The organism is Streptomyces sp. SX-6 (assembly GCF_059089585.1).
The window spans coordinates 45,343-58,466 of the sequence record NZ_JBTHHU010000032.1 but is presented as its reverse complement, the minus strand read 5'-3'; the positions used below and the strand labels follow the sequence as shown (position 1 = coordinate 58,466).

General features: G+C 69.5%; 13 protein-coding genes. 10 read left to right on the top strand and 3 right to left on the bottom strand.

Annotation, left to right across the window (positions count from 1 at the left end; translation table 11 throughout):
- The first annotated feature begins 1 nt into the window (after window position 1).
- Together resB and ccsB are read left to right on the top strand one after the other, a co-directional pair.
- Window positions 2–1,759 (top strand): cytochrome c biogenesis protein ResB, encoded by a 1,758-nt coding sequence (resB, locus tag ACV530_RS29280; protein ID WP_494335657.1) that lies wholly within the window; start codon window positions 2–4, stop codon window positions 1,757–1,759.
- Window positions 1,756–2,874, top strand: a complete 1,119-nt coding sequence (gene ccsB, locus ACV530_RS29275; RefSeq protein ID WP_494335656.1) for a c-type cytochrome biogenesis protein CcsB — start codon at window positions 1,756–1,758, stop codon at window positions 2,872–2,874. The genes resB and ccsB overlap by 4 nt, the downstream gene beginning before the upstream one ends.
- Window positions 2,875–2,940: 66 nt before the next feature.
- Here the strand turns inward: ccsB and ACV530_RS29270 are convergent, their stop codons facing one another.
- The gene (locus ACV530_RS29270) at window positions 2,941–4,368 is read right to left on the bottom strand and encodes an alkaline phosphatase family protein (protein ID WP_494335655.1); all 1,428 of its coding nucleotides are present in this window, start codon (window positions 4,366–4,368) and stop codon (window positions 2,941–2,943) included.
- 227 nt (window positions 4,369–4,595) lie between these two features.
- Window positions 4,596–4,895, bottom strand: a complete 300-nt coding sequence (locus ACV530_RS29265; protein ID WP_494335654.1) for a PLD nuclease N-terminal domain-containing protein — start codon at window positions 4,893–4,895, stop codon at window positions 4,596–4,598.
- 87 nt (window positions 4,896–4,982) lie between these two features.
- On the opposite strand from ACV530_RS29265, the gene ACV530_RS29260 reads away from it, so the two are divergent.
- The 3 genes from ACV530_RS29260 to ACV530_RS29250 are packed head-to-tail and all read left to right on the top strand — an operon-like array spanning window position 4,983 to window position 8,058.
- Window positions 4,983–6,434, top strand: coding sequence for a menaquinone biosynthesis decarboxylase (locus tag ACV530_RS29260; RefSeq protein WP_494335653.1), 1,452 nt, complete (start codon window positions 4,983–4,985; stop codon window positions 6,432–6,434).
- Window positions 6,431–7,327 carry a menaquinone biosynthesis prenyltransferase MqnP gene (gene mqnP, locus ACV530_RS29255; RefSeq protein ID WP_494335652.1) on the top strand — a complete coding sequence of 299 codons (897 nt, stop codon included), beginning with the start codon at window positions 6,431–6,433 and terminating at the stop codon, window positions 7,325–7,327. Before ACV530_RS29260 ends, mqnP begins: the two co-directional genes overlap by 4 nt.
- A 35-nt stretch (window positions 7,328–7,362) precedes the next feature.
- Complete coding sequence (locus tag ACV530_RS29250; protein ID WP_494335651.1) at window positions 7,363–8,058, top strand: UbiX family flavin prenyltransferase; 696 nt, start codon at window positions 7,363–7,365, stop codon at window positions 8,056–8,058.
- On the opposite strand, the gene ACV530_RS29245 is transcribed toward ACV530_RS29250, so the two are convergent.
- The gene (locus tag ACV530_RS29245; protein ID WP_494335693.1) at window positions 8,055–8,189 is read right to left on the bottom strand and encodes a hypothetical protein; all 135 of its coding nucleotides are present in this window, start codon (window positions 8,187–8,189) and stop codon (window positions 8,055–8,057) included. The genes ACV530_RS29250 and ACV530_RS29245 overlap by 4 nt on opposite strands.
- Window positions 8,190–8,319: 130 nt before the next feature.
- Here ACV530_RS29245 and ACV530_RS29240 point away from each other — a divergent pair, with 130 nt between their 5' ends.
- The 5 genes from ACV530_RS29240 (at window position 8,320) to ACV530_RS29220 (ending at window position 13,000) form a co-directional block, all read left to right on the top strand.
- On the top strand, window positions 8,320–8,775 hold the full coding sequence (locus tag ACV530_RS29240; RefSeq protein ID WP_184350263.1) for an Lrp/AsnC family transcriptional regulator: 456 nt from the start codon (window positions 8,320–8,322) through the stop codon (window positions 8,773–8,775).
- 59 nt (window positions 8,776–8,834) lie between these two features.
- Window positions 8,835–10,013, top strand: coding sequence for an aminofutalosine synthase MqnE (gene mqnE / locus ACV530_RS29235; protein ID WP_494335650.1), 1,179 nt, complete (start codon window positions 8,835–8,837; stop codon window positions 10,011–10,013).
- Window positions 10,014–10,095: 82 nt separating this feature from the next.
- The gene (locus ACV530_RS29230) at window positions 10,096–10,386 is read left to right on the top strand and encodes a DUF4229 domain-containing protein (protein WP_494335649.1); all 291 of its coding nucleotides are present in this window, start codon (window positions 10,096–10,098) and stop codon (window positions 10,384–10,386) included.
- 307 nt (window positions 10,387–10,693) lie between these two features.
- Window positions 10,694–12,010, top strand: a complete 1,317-nt coding sequence (locus ACV530_RS29225) for a dicarboxylate/amino acid:cation symporter (RefSeq protein ID WP_494335648.1) — start codon at window positions 10,694–10,696, stop codon at window positions 12,008–12,010.
- A gap of 132 nt (window positions 12,011–12,142) precedes the next feature.
- Window positions 12,143–13,000: a helix-turn-helix domain-containing protein gene (locus ACV530_RS29220; RefSeq protein WP_494335647.1), complete on the top strand. Its 858-nt coding sequence runs from the start codon at window positions 12,143–12,145 to the stop codon at window positions 12,998–13,000.
- Window positions 13,001–13,124: the final 124 nt, after the last annotated feature.

Below are 13,124 nucleotides of genomic sequence, written 5' to 3'. Positions count from 1 at the left end.
AATGGCCAAGACCGAGACCGACACCCCCGACGACGGCATGCCCGACGACAATGACGCCGCCGCCAGGCTGTCCACGGCCCCGGCCGAGGACGACGGCGGACAGGCGGTCCCCGGCTCGTTCGGCGGCGTACGCAAACCCGGCGCGCTGGGGTGGCTCGCCTGGTCCGGCCGCGAAGTCCTCGGCTGGGCGCGCTGGTTCTGGCGGCAGCTGACCTCCATGCGGGTCGCGCTGCTCCTGCTGCTCCTGCTCGCGCTCGCCACCATCCCCGGCTCGCTCATCCCGCAGACCAGCGTCGACTCCGTCAAGGCCGACAACTGGAAGGCGGCCCACAAGACCCTCACGCCGGTCTACGAGAAGCTCCAGCTCTTCCACGTCTACAGCTCCGTGTGGTTCTCCGCGATCTACATGCTGCTGTTCATCTCGCTGATCGGCTGTATCGTCCCGCGCACCTGGCAGTTCGTCGGCCAGCTGCGCAGCCGCCCGCCGCGCGCCCCGCGCCACCTCGCCAAGATGCCCGCCTACGCCACCTGGCGCACCGAGGCGGACCCCGAGCAGGTGCTGGCCGCGGCGCGGAAGGTCCTCAAGGGCAAGCGCTTCCGCACCGAGGCGGGCGACGACTCGGTCGCCTCCGAGAAGGGCTACCTGCGCGAGGTCGGAAACCTCCTCTTCCACACCGCCCTGATCGTCATGCTGGTGGCCTTCGCCTCCGGTCAGCTGTGGAAGTCCGAGGGCGGCAAGCTCGTCGTCGAGGGCGACGGCTTCTCCAACACCCTCACGCAGTACGACGACTTCAAGTCCGGCGCCCTCTTCGGCCCCTCCGACCTGCCGCCCTTCGGCTTCACCCTGGACGGCTTCACCGGCACGTACGAACGCACCGGCCCCCAGAAGGGCACGCCGCGCGACTACGCCGCGCACATCACGTACTGGAACGGCTCCGACGGCGCGCCGCGCAAGACCACCATCAAGGTCAACGAGCCGCTGGAGATCGACGGTTCCAAGGTCTACCTCCAGGGCCACGGCTACGCCCCGGTCGTCACCGTCAAGGACGGCAAGGGCAACATCGCCTACCAGGGCGCGGTGGCCTCGCTGCCGCTGGACAGCAACATCACCGAGAACGTCGTCCTCAAGGTCCCCGACTACCTGGACAAGGACGGCAAGAACAGCCAGATCGGCTTCACCGGCAACTTCGTGCCGACGCTCGACCTGCGCACCGGCAGGATGGCGTCCCAGTTCCCCGCGCTGGACAACCCCGCGCTGGTGCTGACCGCCTTCCACGGCAGCCTCGGTATCGACTCCGGCATGCCGCAGAGCGTCTACAAGCTCGACACGTCGAAGATGAAGCAGTTCAAGGTCGACGACGGCAAGAAGAACTTCGCGCAGCTGCTCAGGGTCGGCGACACCATGACGCTCCCCAACGGAGCGGGCACCCTTCACTTCGACGGCATCAAGAACTGGGCCACCTTCCAGATCTCCCAGAAGCCGGGTGACGAGCCCGCGCTCGCCGGCGCGGTGGCCGCCATCGTCGGCGTCGCCGGCTCGCTGTTCATACAGCGCCGCCGCGTATGGGTACGGGCCGTCCGGGGCGAGGACGGGCGTACGGTCGTGGAGCTCGCCGGTCTCGGCCGCAGCGAGTCCGCGAAGGTGCCCGAGGAACTCGCGGACATCGCACTCGCCCTGCAGCCAGACGCCCCGCCCGCCGCGGAGGACCCCGCGGACCCCAACGAATCGTCCGAACTCTCCGAAGGAGCGCGCGCGTGAATCTCGCGGCCGCAGCCAACGAGAACCTGGCCCACATCAGCAATGTGCTGATCTATTCGGCCATGGCCGTCTACACCCTCGCCTTCCTCGCGCACATCACGGAGTGGGTGTTCGGCAGCCGCAGCGCGGTCGGCCGCACCGCCGCCGCGATCACCGCGGAGGCGCGCCCGGCGGTGGCGGTCACCGTCAAGAGCGCCCAGGCGGGCGGCGGCACGGCGGTGCTGGAACGGCCGAAGGTCGTCACCCGCCAGGCCCCCGGCGGCCGGGCCGACGTGCCCGACGGCCCGGGCGCCGCGGGCAGCAGCGAGAAGGGCGACCTCTACGGCCGCATCGCGATCTCGCTGACGGTGCTCGCCTTCGCCCTGCACGTGGGCGGTGTGCTCACCCGGGCGCTGTCCGTGCAGCGGGCGCCGTGGGGCAACATGTACGAGTTCTCGACGACCTTCGGCATGGTCGCCGTCGGCGTCTACCTCGGCCTGCTCGCCGCGAAGAAGAACATCCGCTGGCTGGGCCTGCCGCTCGTCACCACGATCCTGCTCGACCTCGGCCTGGCCCTGACCGTCCTGTACACCGACAGCGACCAGCTGGTGCCCGCGCTCAAGTCGCCCTGGCTGTGGATCCACGTCTCGTGCGCGATCATCTCCGGCGCCTCGCTGTACGTGGGCGCGGTCTCCACGCTCTTCTACCTCTTCCGCGACGAGTACGAGCTCCGGCTCCAGGCCGACCCCAACGCCGCGCCCCGCTTCCTGCGCCGCGCCCCCGGACTGGCCCGCGCCTGGGACAACGCGCTCTCGCGCCTGCCCTCCGCGGCGACGCTCGACAAGTTCGGCTACCGCATCAACGCGACCGTCTTCCCGCTGTGGACGTTCACCATCATCGCGGGCGCGATCTGGGCCGAGGCTGCCTGGGGCCGCTACTGGGGCTGGGACCCCAAGGAGGTCTGGTCCTTCATCACCTGGACCGCCTACGCGTGCTACCTGCACGCCCGCGCCACCGCCGGCTGGAAGGGCCGCAAGGCCGCCTACCTGGGGCTGTTCGCCTTCGCCTGCTACATCTTCAACTACTACGGCGTGAACTTCCTCTTCGGCGGCAAGCACTCCTACTCCGGCGTCTGACGACCTCCGGAGCCTGACGACGCCCGTGCCCGGCACCCCTGTCGAGGGGTGCCGGGCACGTCTGTCTCACCTACGGGGCCGGGTGCCGGGCTCCTGCCACGGGAGATGCTGCGTGGCGCCCGGGAGCTTCGGCTTGGGCAGGTGGGCGACCTCCCACTTGGCCTCCTCCAGCTCCTTCTCCGTGTTGCGGGGCATCCGCGGCGCGTGCGGCGCCGGGTCGTCGAAGCCGAGCGCCGAGGTGAAGTCGCCGAACGTACGGCGCCGCCAGGAGCTGATGTTGGGCTCGCGGACCCCCGTCCAGTGCTCCAGGAACTGCAGCGCGGAGGTGTGGTCGAAGGCCTCGCCCGCGGCCCAGCCGCCCACCGTCCAGGGCGAGACGATCACACAGGGCACGCGGAAGCCGCCGCCGATCGGCAGCCCGTGGACGAACTCGTCCTTCGTGCCCTTGGGCGGCACAGGCGGGGGCACGTGGTCGAAGAGGCCGTCGTTCTCGTCGTAGTTGAGGATGAAGACCGTCTTGGCCCACACCTTGGGGTTGTCGGCGATCGCCTCGATCTTCTTGGCGACGAAGTCCGCCCCCGCGGCCGGCAGGAAGTCCGGATGCTCGGACTGCGGGCCGGTGGGGATGATCCAGGAGACGGCCGGCAGCCGGTCGTTGCGGGCGTCCTCCTCGAACGTGCCCTCGGGCTGCCGCCGCATCCCGCGCTCGTACAGCGGGCTGCCGGGCCTTGCCTCCCGGAACTGCCTGAACCACTCCAGCATGTTGCAGCCGTAGTTGTCCTCCTCCTGGTACACGCGCCAGCTGATGCCGGCTGCCTGCAGGCGCTCGGCATAGGTGGTCCAGCGGTACGGGGAGGGCATGGTGTTCTCGATGACCGGACCGCCCCGGCGGCCGCCGGGGTCGATGGTGCCCGTCATCCAGTACAGCCGGTTGGGCCACGTGGGGCCGAAGACCGAACAGAAGTAGTTGTCGCAGACGGTGAACGTCTCGGCGAGGGCGAACTGGAACGGGATGTCGTCGCGGGTGTGGTAGCCCATCACGTACGGGCCGTTCCTGCCGTCCGCCTTGCGGTGCGCGGGCAGCCAGCGGTCCATCCGCCCGCCGTTCCACGCCTCGTGCTGCACTTCCCAGGCGTGGCTGGTGGAGGGGATGGCCTGGGCGCTGGTCCTGCGGGTGTCGAGGCGGAAGGGCAGCAGATAGCCCTTGGGGTTCTCGCTGTCGGGCTGGTGGAAGACGCTCCGGCCGTCCGGGAGTCGCAGTGCGTGCGGGTCGCCGAAGCCGCGTACGCCCTTGAGGGTGCCGAAGTAGTGGTCGAACGAGCGGTTCTCCTGCATCAGCAGGACGACGTGCTTGATGTCGCGCAACGAGCCGCGCCTGGCCGGGCCGGCCGCGGCCGCCTGCTGCACACTCGGCGGCAGCAGCGCGAACGCCGCGCTGCCGACGGCCGCGCCCACCGCCGAGCCGAGGAGTCTGCGTCTACTCATCCCGTGCATGGTCGTCCCTCCCTGAAGTCGCGTCAGGCCACAGTGTGACCACCTCGACTCTCGAGGCGCGGGGATGTCAGGGGCAGGACGATGTGCGTGAACGCAGCGTCAAAAGGCTGTGAAGTGGCCGGAGTTGACGCGGAATGTCAACTTGCCGACAAAATAGGATTACCCGATTGAGGGATGCATGGTTGGGCCGGTGGACGGATGCGGTGCCGTACGCGGTGACGGAGGCGTCAGGCCGCGGGCCCGTCGTCCTCGCGCTTGTCCTTCCGCAGCGAGCGGAGGAACTCCGGGTTGTCGTCCGGCGCCACCCAGGCACCCCCGGTGGCCGGGCGCGGGGCCGCCGCGGCGCGCGGCCGGCCCGCGATCAGCCAGGCGACGGGACCGAGCAGCACCTCGCCGAAGAGCAGGATGACGAACACCCACGCCACCTTCGGCAGTCCCCGGACCTCGTGCTCCGGAGTGTTCAGGCAGTCGATGAAGGCGAAGATCCACAGCGCCAGGATCAGCAGGAACGGCAGATACCGGAGCATGGCGACAGGCCCCCATCGGCGACGTGGTGCGGGCCGTGCACGGCCCCGTGACACGCCCAGCGTAGTCCGTGCTCGATACTGGAACGCATGGCTTACGACGATCTTCGCTCGTTCCTCCGGGCGCTCGAGCGCGACGGCGACCTCAAGCGCATCAAGGCTGAGGTGGACCCCCACCTGGAAGTCGGGGAGATCGTCGACCGGGTGAACAAGGCGGGCGGCCCGGCGCTTCTCTTCGAGAACGTCAAGGGCTCCTCGATGCCCCTGGCCATGAACGTCTTCGGCACCGACCGCCGGCTGCTCAAGGCCCTCGGGCTGAAGTCCTACCAGGAGATCGCCGAGAAGATCGGCGGCCTGCTCAAGCCCGAGCTGCCGCACGGCTTCACCGGGTTCCGCGAGGCCTTCGGCAAGCTGGGCGCGATGGCGCACGTACCGCCGCGCAAGATCAAGGACGCTCCCGTCCAGGAAGTCGTCCTCACCGGCGACGACGTGGACCTGGACCGGCTCCCGGCGCTCTTCACCTGGCCCGAGGACGGCGGCTCCTTCTTCAACCTGGGCCTCACCCACACCAAGCACCCCGAGACGGGCGTCCGCAACCTCGGCCTCTACCGGCTCCAGCGCCACGACAAGCGCACCATCGGGATGCACTGGCAGATCCACAAGGACAGCCGCAACCACTACCAGGTCGCCGCGAAGCGCGGCGAGCGGCTGCCGGTCGCGATCGCCTTCGGTGCCCCGCCCGCGGTGACGTACGCCTCCACCGCGCCGCTGCCCGGCGACATCGACGAGTACCTCCTCGCCGGGTTCATCCAGGGCAAGCGCGTCGACATGGTGGACTGCAAGACCGTTCCGCTCCAGGTCCCGGCCCAGGCCGAGGTCGTCCTGGAGGGCTGGCTGGAGCCCGGACGGATGCTGCCGGAGGGTCCGTTCGGCGACCACACCGGCTTCTACACGCCGCAGGAGGACTTCCCGGCGCTCACCATCGACTGCGTCACGATGCGGCGGCGCCCGCTGCTCCAGTCCATCGTGGTCGGCCGCCCGCCCACGGAGGACGGCCCGCTGGGCCGGGCCACGGAGCACTTCTTCCTGCCCCTGCTCAAGGTCGTCGTGCCGGACATCGTCGACTACCACCTGCCGGAGTCCGGCGGGTTCCACAACTGCGCGATCGTCTCGATCGACAAGAAGTACCCGAAGCACGCCCAGAAGGTCATGCACGCCATCTGGGGCGCGCACATGATGTCGCTGACCAAGCTGATCGTGATCGTGGACGCGGACTGCGACGTCCGTAACCTGCACGATGTCTCCTGGCGCGCCCTCGGCAACGTCGACTACGCACGCGACCTGTCCGTCGTCGAGGGCCCGGTCGACCACCTCGACCACGCGTCGTACCAGCAGTTCTGGGGCGGCAAGGCGGGCATCGACGCAACGGCGAAGTGGCCCGAGGAGGGCTACACGCGGGACGGGGGCTGGCCGCACATGGTCGAGTCGGACCCGGAAGTCGCCGACCGGGTGACCAAGCGCTGGACGGAGTACGGGCTGTGACGACCGCCGCCGTATCGCAGCCGGGCCGCACCCGGGCGTTCCTCCGCCTCGTGATGATCGAGCACTCCGTCTTCGCGCTGCCCTTCGCGTACATCGCCTCGCTGACGGCGATGTTCCAGCAGGGCGGGCGGATCGACTGGTGGAAGCTCTTCCTCGTCACCGTCGCCATGGTGGGCCTGCGCACCTTCGCCATGGCCTGCAACCGCATCATCGACCGCGAGATCGACGCCCGTAACCCGCGCACGGCCACCCGTGAACTGGTCACCGGCGCCGTGTCGGTGCGCTCCGCGTGGACGGGCGCGCTGATCGCCGTCGTGTTCTTCCTGGGCGCGGCCGGGCTGCTGAATCCTTTGTGCCTGGCGCTGGCCCCCATCGCGGTGATCCCGATGGTGGTCTATCCGTACGGGAAGCGCTTCACGAACTTCCCGCACGCGATCCTGGGCCTCGCCCAGGCGATGGGCCCGGTGGGCGCCTGGCTCGCCGTCACCGGGACGTGGTCCTGGGACGCGGTGATCCTCGGCCTCGCGGTCGGCATATGGATCGGCGGCTTCGACCTGATCTTCGCCTGCCAGGACGTCGCCGCGGACCGCGCGCACGGCGTACTGTCCACCCCCGCCCGCTTCGGCATCCCGGCCGCGCTGCACGGGGCGCGCGTGTGCCACGTGATCACGACCGGCCTGCTGGTCTGGTACGCGCTGGCCTCGCACGCGGGCGCGTTCTTCTGGACCGGCCTGGTGGTGGTCGCGGTGGCGTTCGTCTACGAGCACACGATCGTGCGCCCGCACGACCTGTCCCGGTTGAACCGGGCGTTCTTCACGGTGAACGGTTTCGTCGGCATCTCGCTCTTCTTCTTCGCCCTGCTCGACCTCGTCAACCGAGGCCTCGCCTGGTAGTCGGGCCCCGCTGCCAGGCGGCTAGGCTCGAGCCCGTGGAGCCGTACGAACACGCAACGCAACGCCGGGAGCGCCGGCCCTGGGTGGTCGGGGTGTCCGGGGCGTCCGGGACACCGTATGCCGCGGCCGTGCTGCGCGGACTGCTGGACGCGGGGGAAGCCGTGGACCTGGTGGTCAGCCGCGCGTCGCGGCTGACGCTGCTGGACGAGACGGGACTGCCGTTCCGGGACGCGCACTGGCGCGACGACCTGCGCTCCTGGCTGGAACTGGGTGCGGACGGCAAGCCGCACACCTTCGACGTCGACGTGTCGGACGTACGGCACTGGCCGGCCGGGGACCTCGCCGCCGGCCCGTCGTCCGGCTCGTACCCCGTGAAGGGGATGCTGATCGTGCCCGCGAGCACGGCATGCGTGGCGGGCGTGGCGATGGGGCTGTCGAAGGATCTGCTGCAGCGGGTGGCGAGCGTGACGCTCAAGGAGCGGCGGCCGCTGGTCGTCGCGGTGCGCGAGACGCCGCTGAGCGGTCAGACGCTCAAGCAGTTGGTGGCGCTCGATGAGGCGGGCGCTGTTGTGCTGCCCGCCTCTCCGGCGTTCTACGCGGGGGCGACGCACATCCAGGATCTGGTGGACTTCGTCGCCGGGCGGGTACTGGATGCGGCGGGTGTGCCGCACCAGCTCTACCGCCGGTGGAAGGGAGAGCTCGGCGGCGCGCGCTCCCCAGGTGCGCGTTAGCGCTTCTTGATGCGCGAGATGCGGCCCTTGGCCTGGTCGCGGCGCTGGTCGGCGGACAGGTGGGCACGCGAGCGGTTGGCCAGATCCTGCAGCTCACGCATGCGGGCGTAGGCCATCTCGATCGTGTACACGAGGCTTCACTCCTGAAGGATCGTCGGTGTCGCAAAGAAGTGGTTGAAGATTTGCAGGGAATCGACCCCTGCATGCCTTAGATTCTACACGTAAGACGGCAAGTTCGCTGATTATTGAAAGGTTCCAGGCATGGACGCGGTGGACAGGCAGCTCATCCAGGCCCTCCGGGAGAACGGCCGGGCCTCGTACGCGGAACTGGGACGGCTGGTCGGCCTCTCCGGGCCGAGCGTCACGGACCGGATCAACCGCCTGGAGGCGGCGGGCGTCATCACGGGCTACCGCGCGACCGTCAACTCCGCCTCGCTCGGCCTCGGGGTCACGGCCCTGATCGGCATCCAGCTCTCGGACGCCGCGGACCACGAGGACGTGGCGCGCCGGCTGCGCGACCTGGAGGAGATCGAGGACTGCTGGTTCATCGCGGGCGACGACTCGTACATGCTCAAGGTCCGGGTCGGCGACGTGGACGGCCTCGAGCGCACGATCCGGCGCCTGTCGGGCACCAAGGGCGTGAGCCGTACGCGTACGACGATCGTGCTCTCCACCAAGTGGGAGAACAGGGTGGGTGAGCTGCCGGAAGGCGCGTGAGACCGGGGGAGTAGTCTCGGTCGGGTCGCAGTGCCGGAGTACAGGAGAGGCGGTCCTTCATGGCTGCATCTGCCAATGATGTGGGGCTCAAGCGCGAGCTGGAGGAGAAGGTCCGTGCCGGGGAGCGGCTGACCCGCGAGGACGGCATCGCCCTCTACGAGTCCGACGACCTCGCCTGGCTGGGCGGGCTCGCGCACGAGGTGCGGACGCGCAAGAACGGCGACGTCGTGCACTTCAACGTCAACCGGCACCTGAACATGACCAATGTGTGCACGGCCTCCTGTGCGTACTGCTCGTTCCAGCGCAAGCCGGGCGAGAAGGACGCATACACGATGCGCATCGAGGAGGCCGTCCGCCTCGCCAAGGCGATGGAGAACGAGCACCTCACCGAGCTGCACATCGTCAACGGCCTGCACCCGACGCTGCCGTGGCGGTACTACCCGCGCTCGCTCAAGGCGCTCAAGGAGGCGCTGCCGGACGTCTCGCTGAAGGCGTTCACGGCGACCGAGATCCACCACTTCGAGAAGATCTCCGGCCTGCCCGCGTCGGAGATCCTCGACGAGCTGATCGACGCCGGTCTGGAGTCGCTGACCGGCGGCGGCGCCGAGATCTTCGACTGGGAGGTCCGGCAGCACATCGTCGACCACGACACCCACTGGGAGGACTGGTCGCGCATCCACCGGCTCGCGCACGAGAAGGGTCTGAAGACCCCGTGCACGATGCTCTACGGGCACGTCGAGGAGCCCCGTCACCGGGTCGACCACGTGCTGCGGCTGCGTGAGCTGCAGGACGAGACGGGCGGCTTCCAGGTCTTCATCCCGCTGCGCTACCAGCACGACTTCGTGGACATGAAGGACGGCAAGGTCCGCAACCGCCTCCAGGCGCGGACGACCATGGCGACCGGCGCCGAGGCGCTCAAGACCTTCGCGGTCTCGCGGCTGCTCTTCGACAACGTCCCGCACGTCAAGGTGTTCTGGGTGATGCACGGCGTCCAGACCGCCCAGCTGGCCCTGCAGCACGGCGCGGACGACATGGACGGCTCGGTCGTCGAGTACAAGATCACCCACGACGCGGACAACTACGGGACGCCGAACAAGCTGACCCGCGACGACCTGCTGGACCTCATCCGCGAGGCGGGCTTCCGCCCCGTGGAGCGCAACACGCGCTACGAGGTCATCCGCGAGTACCCGGGCCCGGACGCCTCGCTGCGGGAGTCGCCGCAGCCGATGCGTGTCTGAGTGCCCTCCGAACTGATCCACTTCCGGTCGTGCTTGACTGGGAGAGACCCTTTCGGTTGCCGTTGAGAAGAAGGTCCCGTCCGTGAGTAGCCAGAAGTACGCCTCGCTCCGCTACACCGCTCTGCGATTCGGCCTGCTCATCGTGTGCTTCGCCGTGGTCTGGGGGCTGTGCTACCTGCACATCGTGCCGCTCGGCGTCGGCAGCTCGAACCTCTTCTGGATGGTGCTGCTCGCGCTCGTCCTCTCCGCGCCGCTCAGCTGGGTGCTGCTGCGCAGGCAGCGCGAGGCCATGGCGATCCAGGTCTCGGAGCGCGTGGACCGTACGAAGGCGCGCATCGCCGCCAACGCGGGCCAGGAAGACACGGTCGCGTAACTCTCGTCACACAGCGCCGAAGCCCTGCGGCTCCACCGCAGGGCTTCGGCGCTTTTTCATGGCGTGATCCCAAAGCGACCCTTTGGGGGACTCAAAGTATAAGTGTTAACGTGTCGACATGATGACAGCAGCAGCGCACTCCCACACCATGAGCCACCCGCTCGTGGTGCGCCTGCACGTCGATCTTTGCCGCTGCGCGTCCGCGGCCTGTTGCCGCAGCTGACCCTTCCCGCGGCCGGAGATCCTGCACGTACGGACCTCCTCGGCGCCCCAACGCCCGCTTTCACGTCCGTCCCCGGAGACTCCGTTGTCAACGACATCCCCGTCCCCCGCGCGCCTGCGCATACCGAAGGTCCCCTTCTGGGCCCAGATCCTGCTCGGCCTCGTCCTCGGTGCCCTGCTCGGCTGGATCGCCCGCAGCGGTGACGTCACCTGGCTGCAGACCACGCTCGACAAGATCGGCGACCTCTTCGTCCAGCTGCTGATGGTCGTCATCGCCCCGCTGGTCTTCTTCGCCATCCTGGTGTCGATCACCAACCTGCGGAACGTGTCCAACGCCGCCCGGCTGGCCACCCGCACCCTGCTCTGGTTCATGATCACGTCGCTGATCGCGGTCTCCATCGGCCTGGCGATCGGCCTGCTCACCGACCCGGGCTCCGGCACCGGCCTCACCGCGGCCGACGGCGGCGACCCCAAGAAGAAGGGCTCCTGGCTCGACTTCATCACCGGGATCGTCCCCACCGACGTCATCACGCCGTTCACCCAGCTGAACGTGATGCAGATCGTCTTCATGGCCGCCGTCCTCGGCGTCGCCGTCCTCCAGGTCGGCGAGAAGGCCCGGCCCGTGCTCGCCTTCAGCGAGTCCGTGCTCGAGCTGGCGCAGAAGGTCCTGTGGTGGGTCATCCGGCTCGCCCCGCTCGGCAGCCTGGGCCTGGTCGGCCACGCCGTCCACAAGTACGGCTGGAACCTGATCGGCAAGTACGCGACCTTCACCGCCGACATCTACGTCGGCTGCGCGATCGTCCTCTTCGGCGTCTACCCGCTGCTGCTCTCGACGGTCGCCAAGGTCAACCCGCTGCAGTTCTACAAGGGCGCCTGGCCGGCGATCCAGCTCGCCTTCGTCTCCCGCTCCTCCGTGGGCACGATGCCGCTGACGCAGAAGGTCACCGAGCGCCTCGGCGTGCCGAAGGAGTACACCTCCTTCGCCGTGCCCTTCGGCTCGACGACCAAGATGGACGGCTGCGCCTCGATCTACCCGGCGATCGCCGCGATCTTCGTGGCCCAGGTCTTCGGCGTCCACCTCGAGATCCGCGACTACCTGCTGATCGCCTTCGTCTCGGTCATCGGCTCGGCGGCCACCGCCGGCCTGACCGGTGCGACCGTGATGCTGACCCTGACGCTCTCGACGCTGGGCCTGCCGATGGCGGGTGTGGGTCTGCTGCTGGCCATCGACCCGGTCGTGGACATGATCCGCACCGCGACGAACGTCGCCGGTCAGTCCGTGGTCCCGATCATCGTCGCGTCCCGCGAGGGGATCCTCGACCGCGAGGCCTACAACTCCGTCAAGGCCTCGGAACTCGACGAGCCCGCCGCCGAGCCGAAGGCGGTCGTGGCTGCCGCGTAGCACCTGAAGCGTTGCGGCGCCCCCGGTCTTCCTCGAGGGCCGGGGGCGTCGGCCTCTTGCCGCCTGCGGAGTGTTCACCCATGATGTCCGCGCCGTGCCGGGCGCACCGGCGGGCCGTGGGGGGAGAGGCGGATGGGGCGTGTCCAGCGTCTACCGGATCCTGATGCGGGGCCTGTCGAGCGGTTCGCGTACGACCTGCAACGGCGGCGGGAGCAGGCGGGCAATCCGGACTACCGCTCCCTGGCCCGGCGAGCGGCCTGCGCGCCGAGCACCTTGTCCACGGCTGCCTCCGGTAAACGGCTGCCGACCCTGGAAACCGCCCTGGCCTATGTCAGGGCCTGCGGGGCGGACGAAGCGGAACAGGTCGTGTGGGCACGCCGCTGGCGCGCCGTTTCCCGCGCTGTCCGCACCGAGACTGCCCCCGCCCCGCAGCCCCCGCCTCCGCCGGCCCGGCTTCGGAGCGGACGCCTCGTCCTGGTCGTCGCTCCGATCGCGGCGGCGGCCATGGCGGCGCTCGGCCTTGCCGTGTACACCGGCATCGGTCCCGCCGCCCGCTCCCCGGCGGCGGAAACCGCGACGAGCACCCCGACCGACGCGATCGCCCGGCACGGTCCGCTCGTACTGAGCCCGGGCCAGAGCGTGGACCTCGACTCCACGGCGGCAGCCTGGCCCGTTCACCGTGCCCCGGGCACCGACGCGGACGACATCGAGTTCACGCTCGCCGACCGGCAGTTGACGGGCAGCCATGACGCCACGCTGGCGCGGCTCCCCGAGCGGACCATGGCCGGCCGGCACGGCTGCGCGGTCCAGCAGGACTACGGCATCAGCGTCGCGGCCACCGGTCTGCGCACCGGCCGGCGGCTGTGCGTCATCACCGACCGCCGGCACATCGCCCTGCTGCGCATCACCCGAGTCCGCTTCGACGCCGATGGGCTGCCGGACCAGATCACTTTCGACGCCACCGTGTGGACCGAGCCCCATAAGTCATGACGTGATTGATGTCCGGGCTGCTCACGGCGCCGAACACCAATGGCGAACAACCCTCCCGCGACCGGGCCTGGCGCCGGCCCGGGCGACGGTGCTTCGTTTGCCGGGACATCGTCGTCTCCAGTCA

Excerpts from the sequence above, each read along its gene's own strand:
- mqnE (WP_494335650.1), top strand. The coding sequence starts at position 8,835 with ATGGCTGCATCTGCCAATGATGTGGGGCTCAAGCGCGAGCTGGAGGAG.
- ACV530_RS29220 (WP_494335647.1), top strand. The coding sequence starts at position 12,143 with ATGGGGCGTGTCCAGCGTCTACCGGATCCTGATGCGGGGCCTGTCGAG.
- ACV530_RS29270 (WP_494335655.1), bottom strand. The coding sequence starts at position 4,368 with ATGCACGGGATGAGTAGACGCAGACTCCTCGGCTCGGCGGTGGGCGCG.
- ACV530_RS29265 (WP_494335654.1), bottom strand. The coding sequence starts at position 4,895 with ATGCTCCGGTATCTGCCGTTCCTGCTGATCCTGGCGCTGTGGATCTTC.
- ACV530_RS29240 (WP_184350263.1), top strand. The coding sequence starts at position 8,320 with ATGGACGCGGTGGACAGGCAGCTCATCCAGGCCCTCCGGGAGAACGGC.
- ACV530_RS29260 (WP_494335653.1), top strand. The coding sequence starts at position 4,983 with ATGGCTTACGACGATCTTCGCTCGTTCCTCCGGGCGCTCGAGCGCGAC.
- resB (WP_494335657.1), top strand. The coding sequence starts at position 2 with ATGGCCAAGACCGAGACCGACACCCCCGACGACGGCATGCCCGACGAC.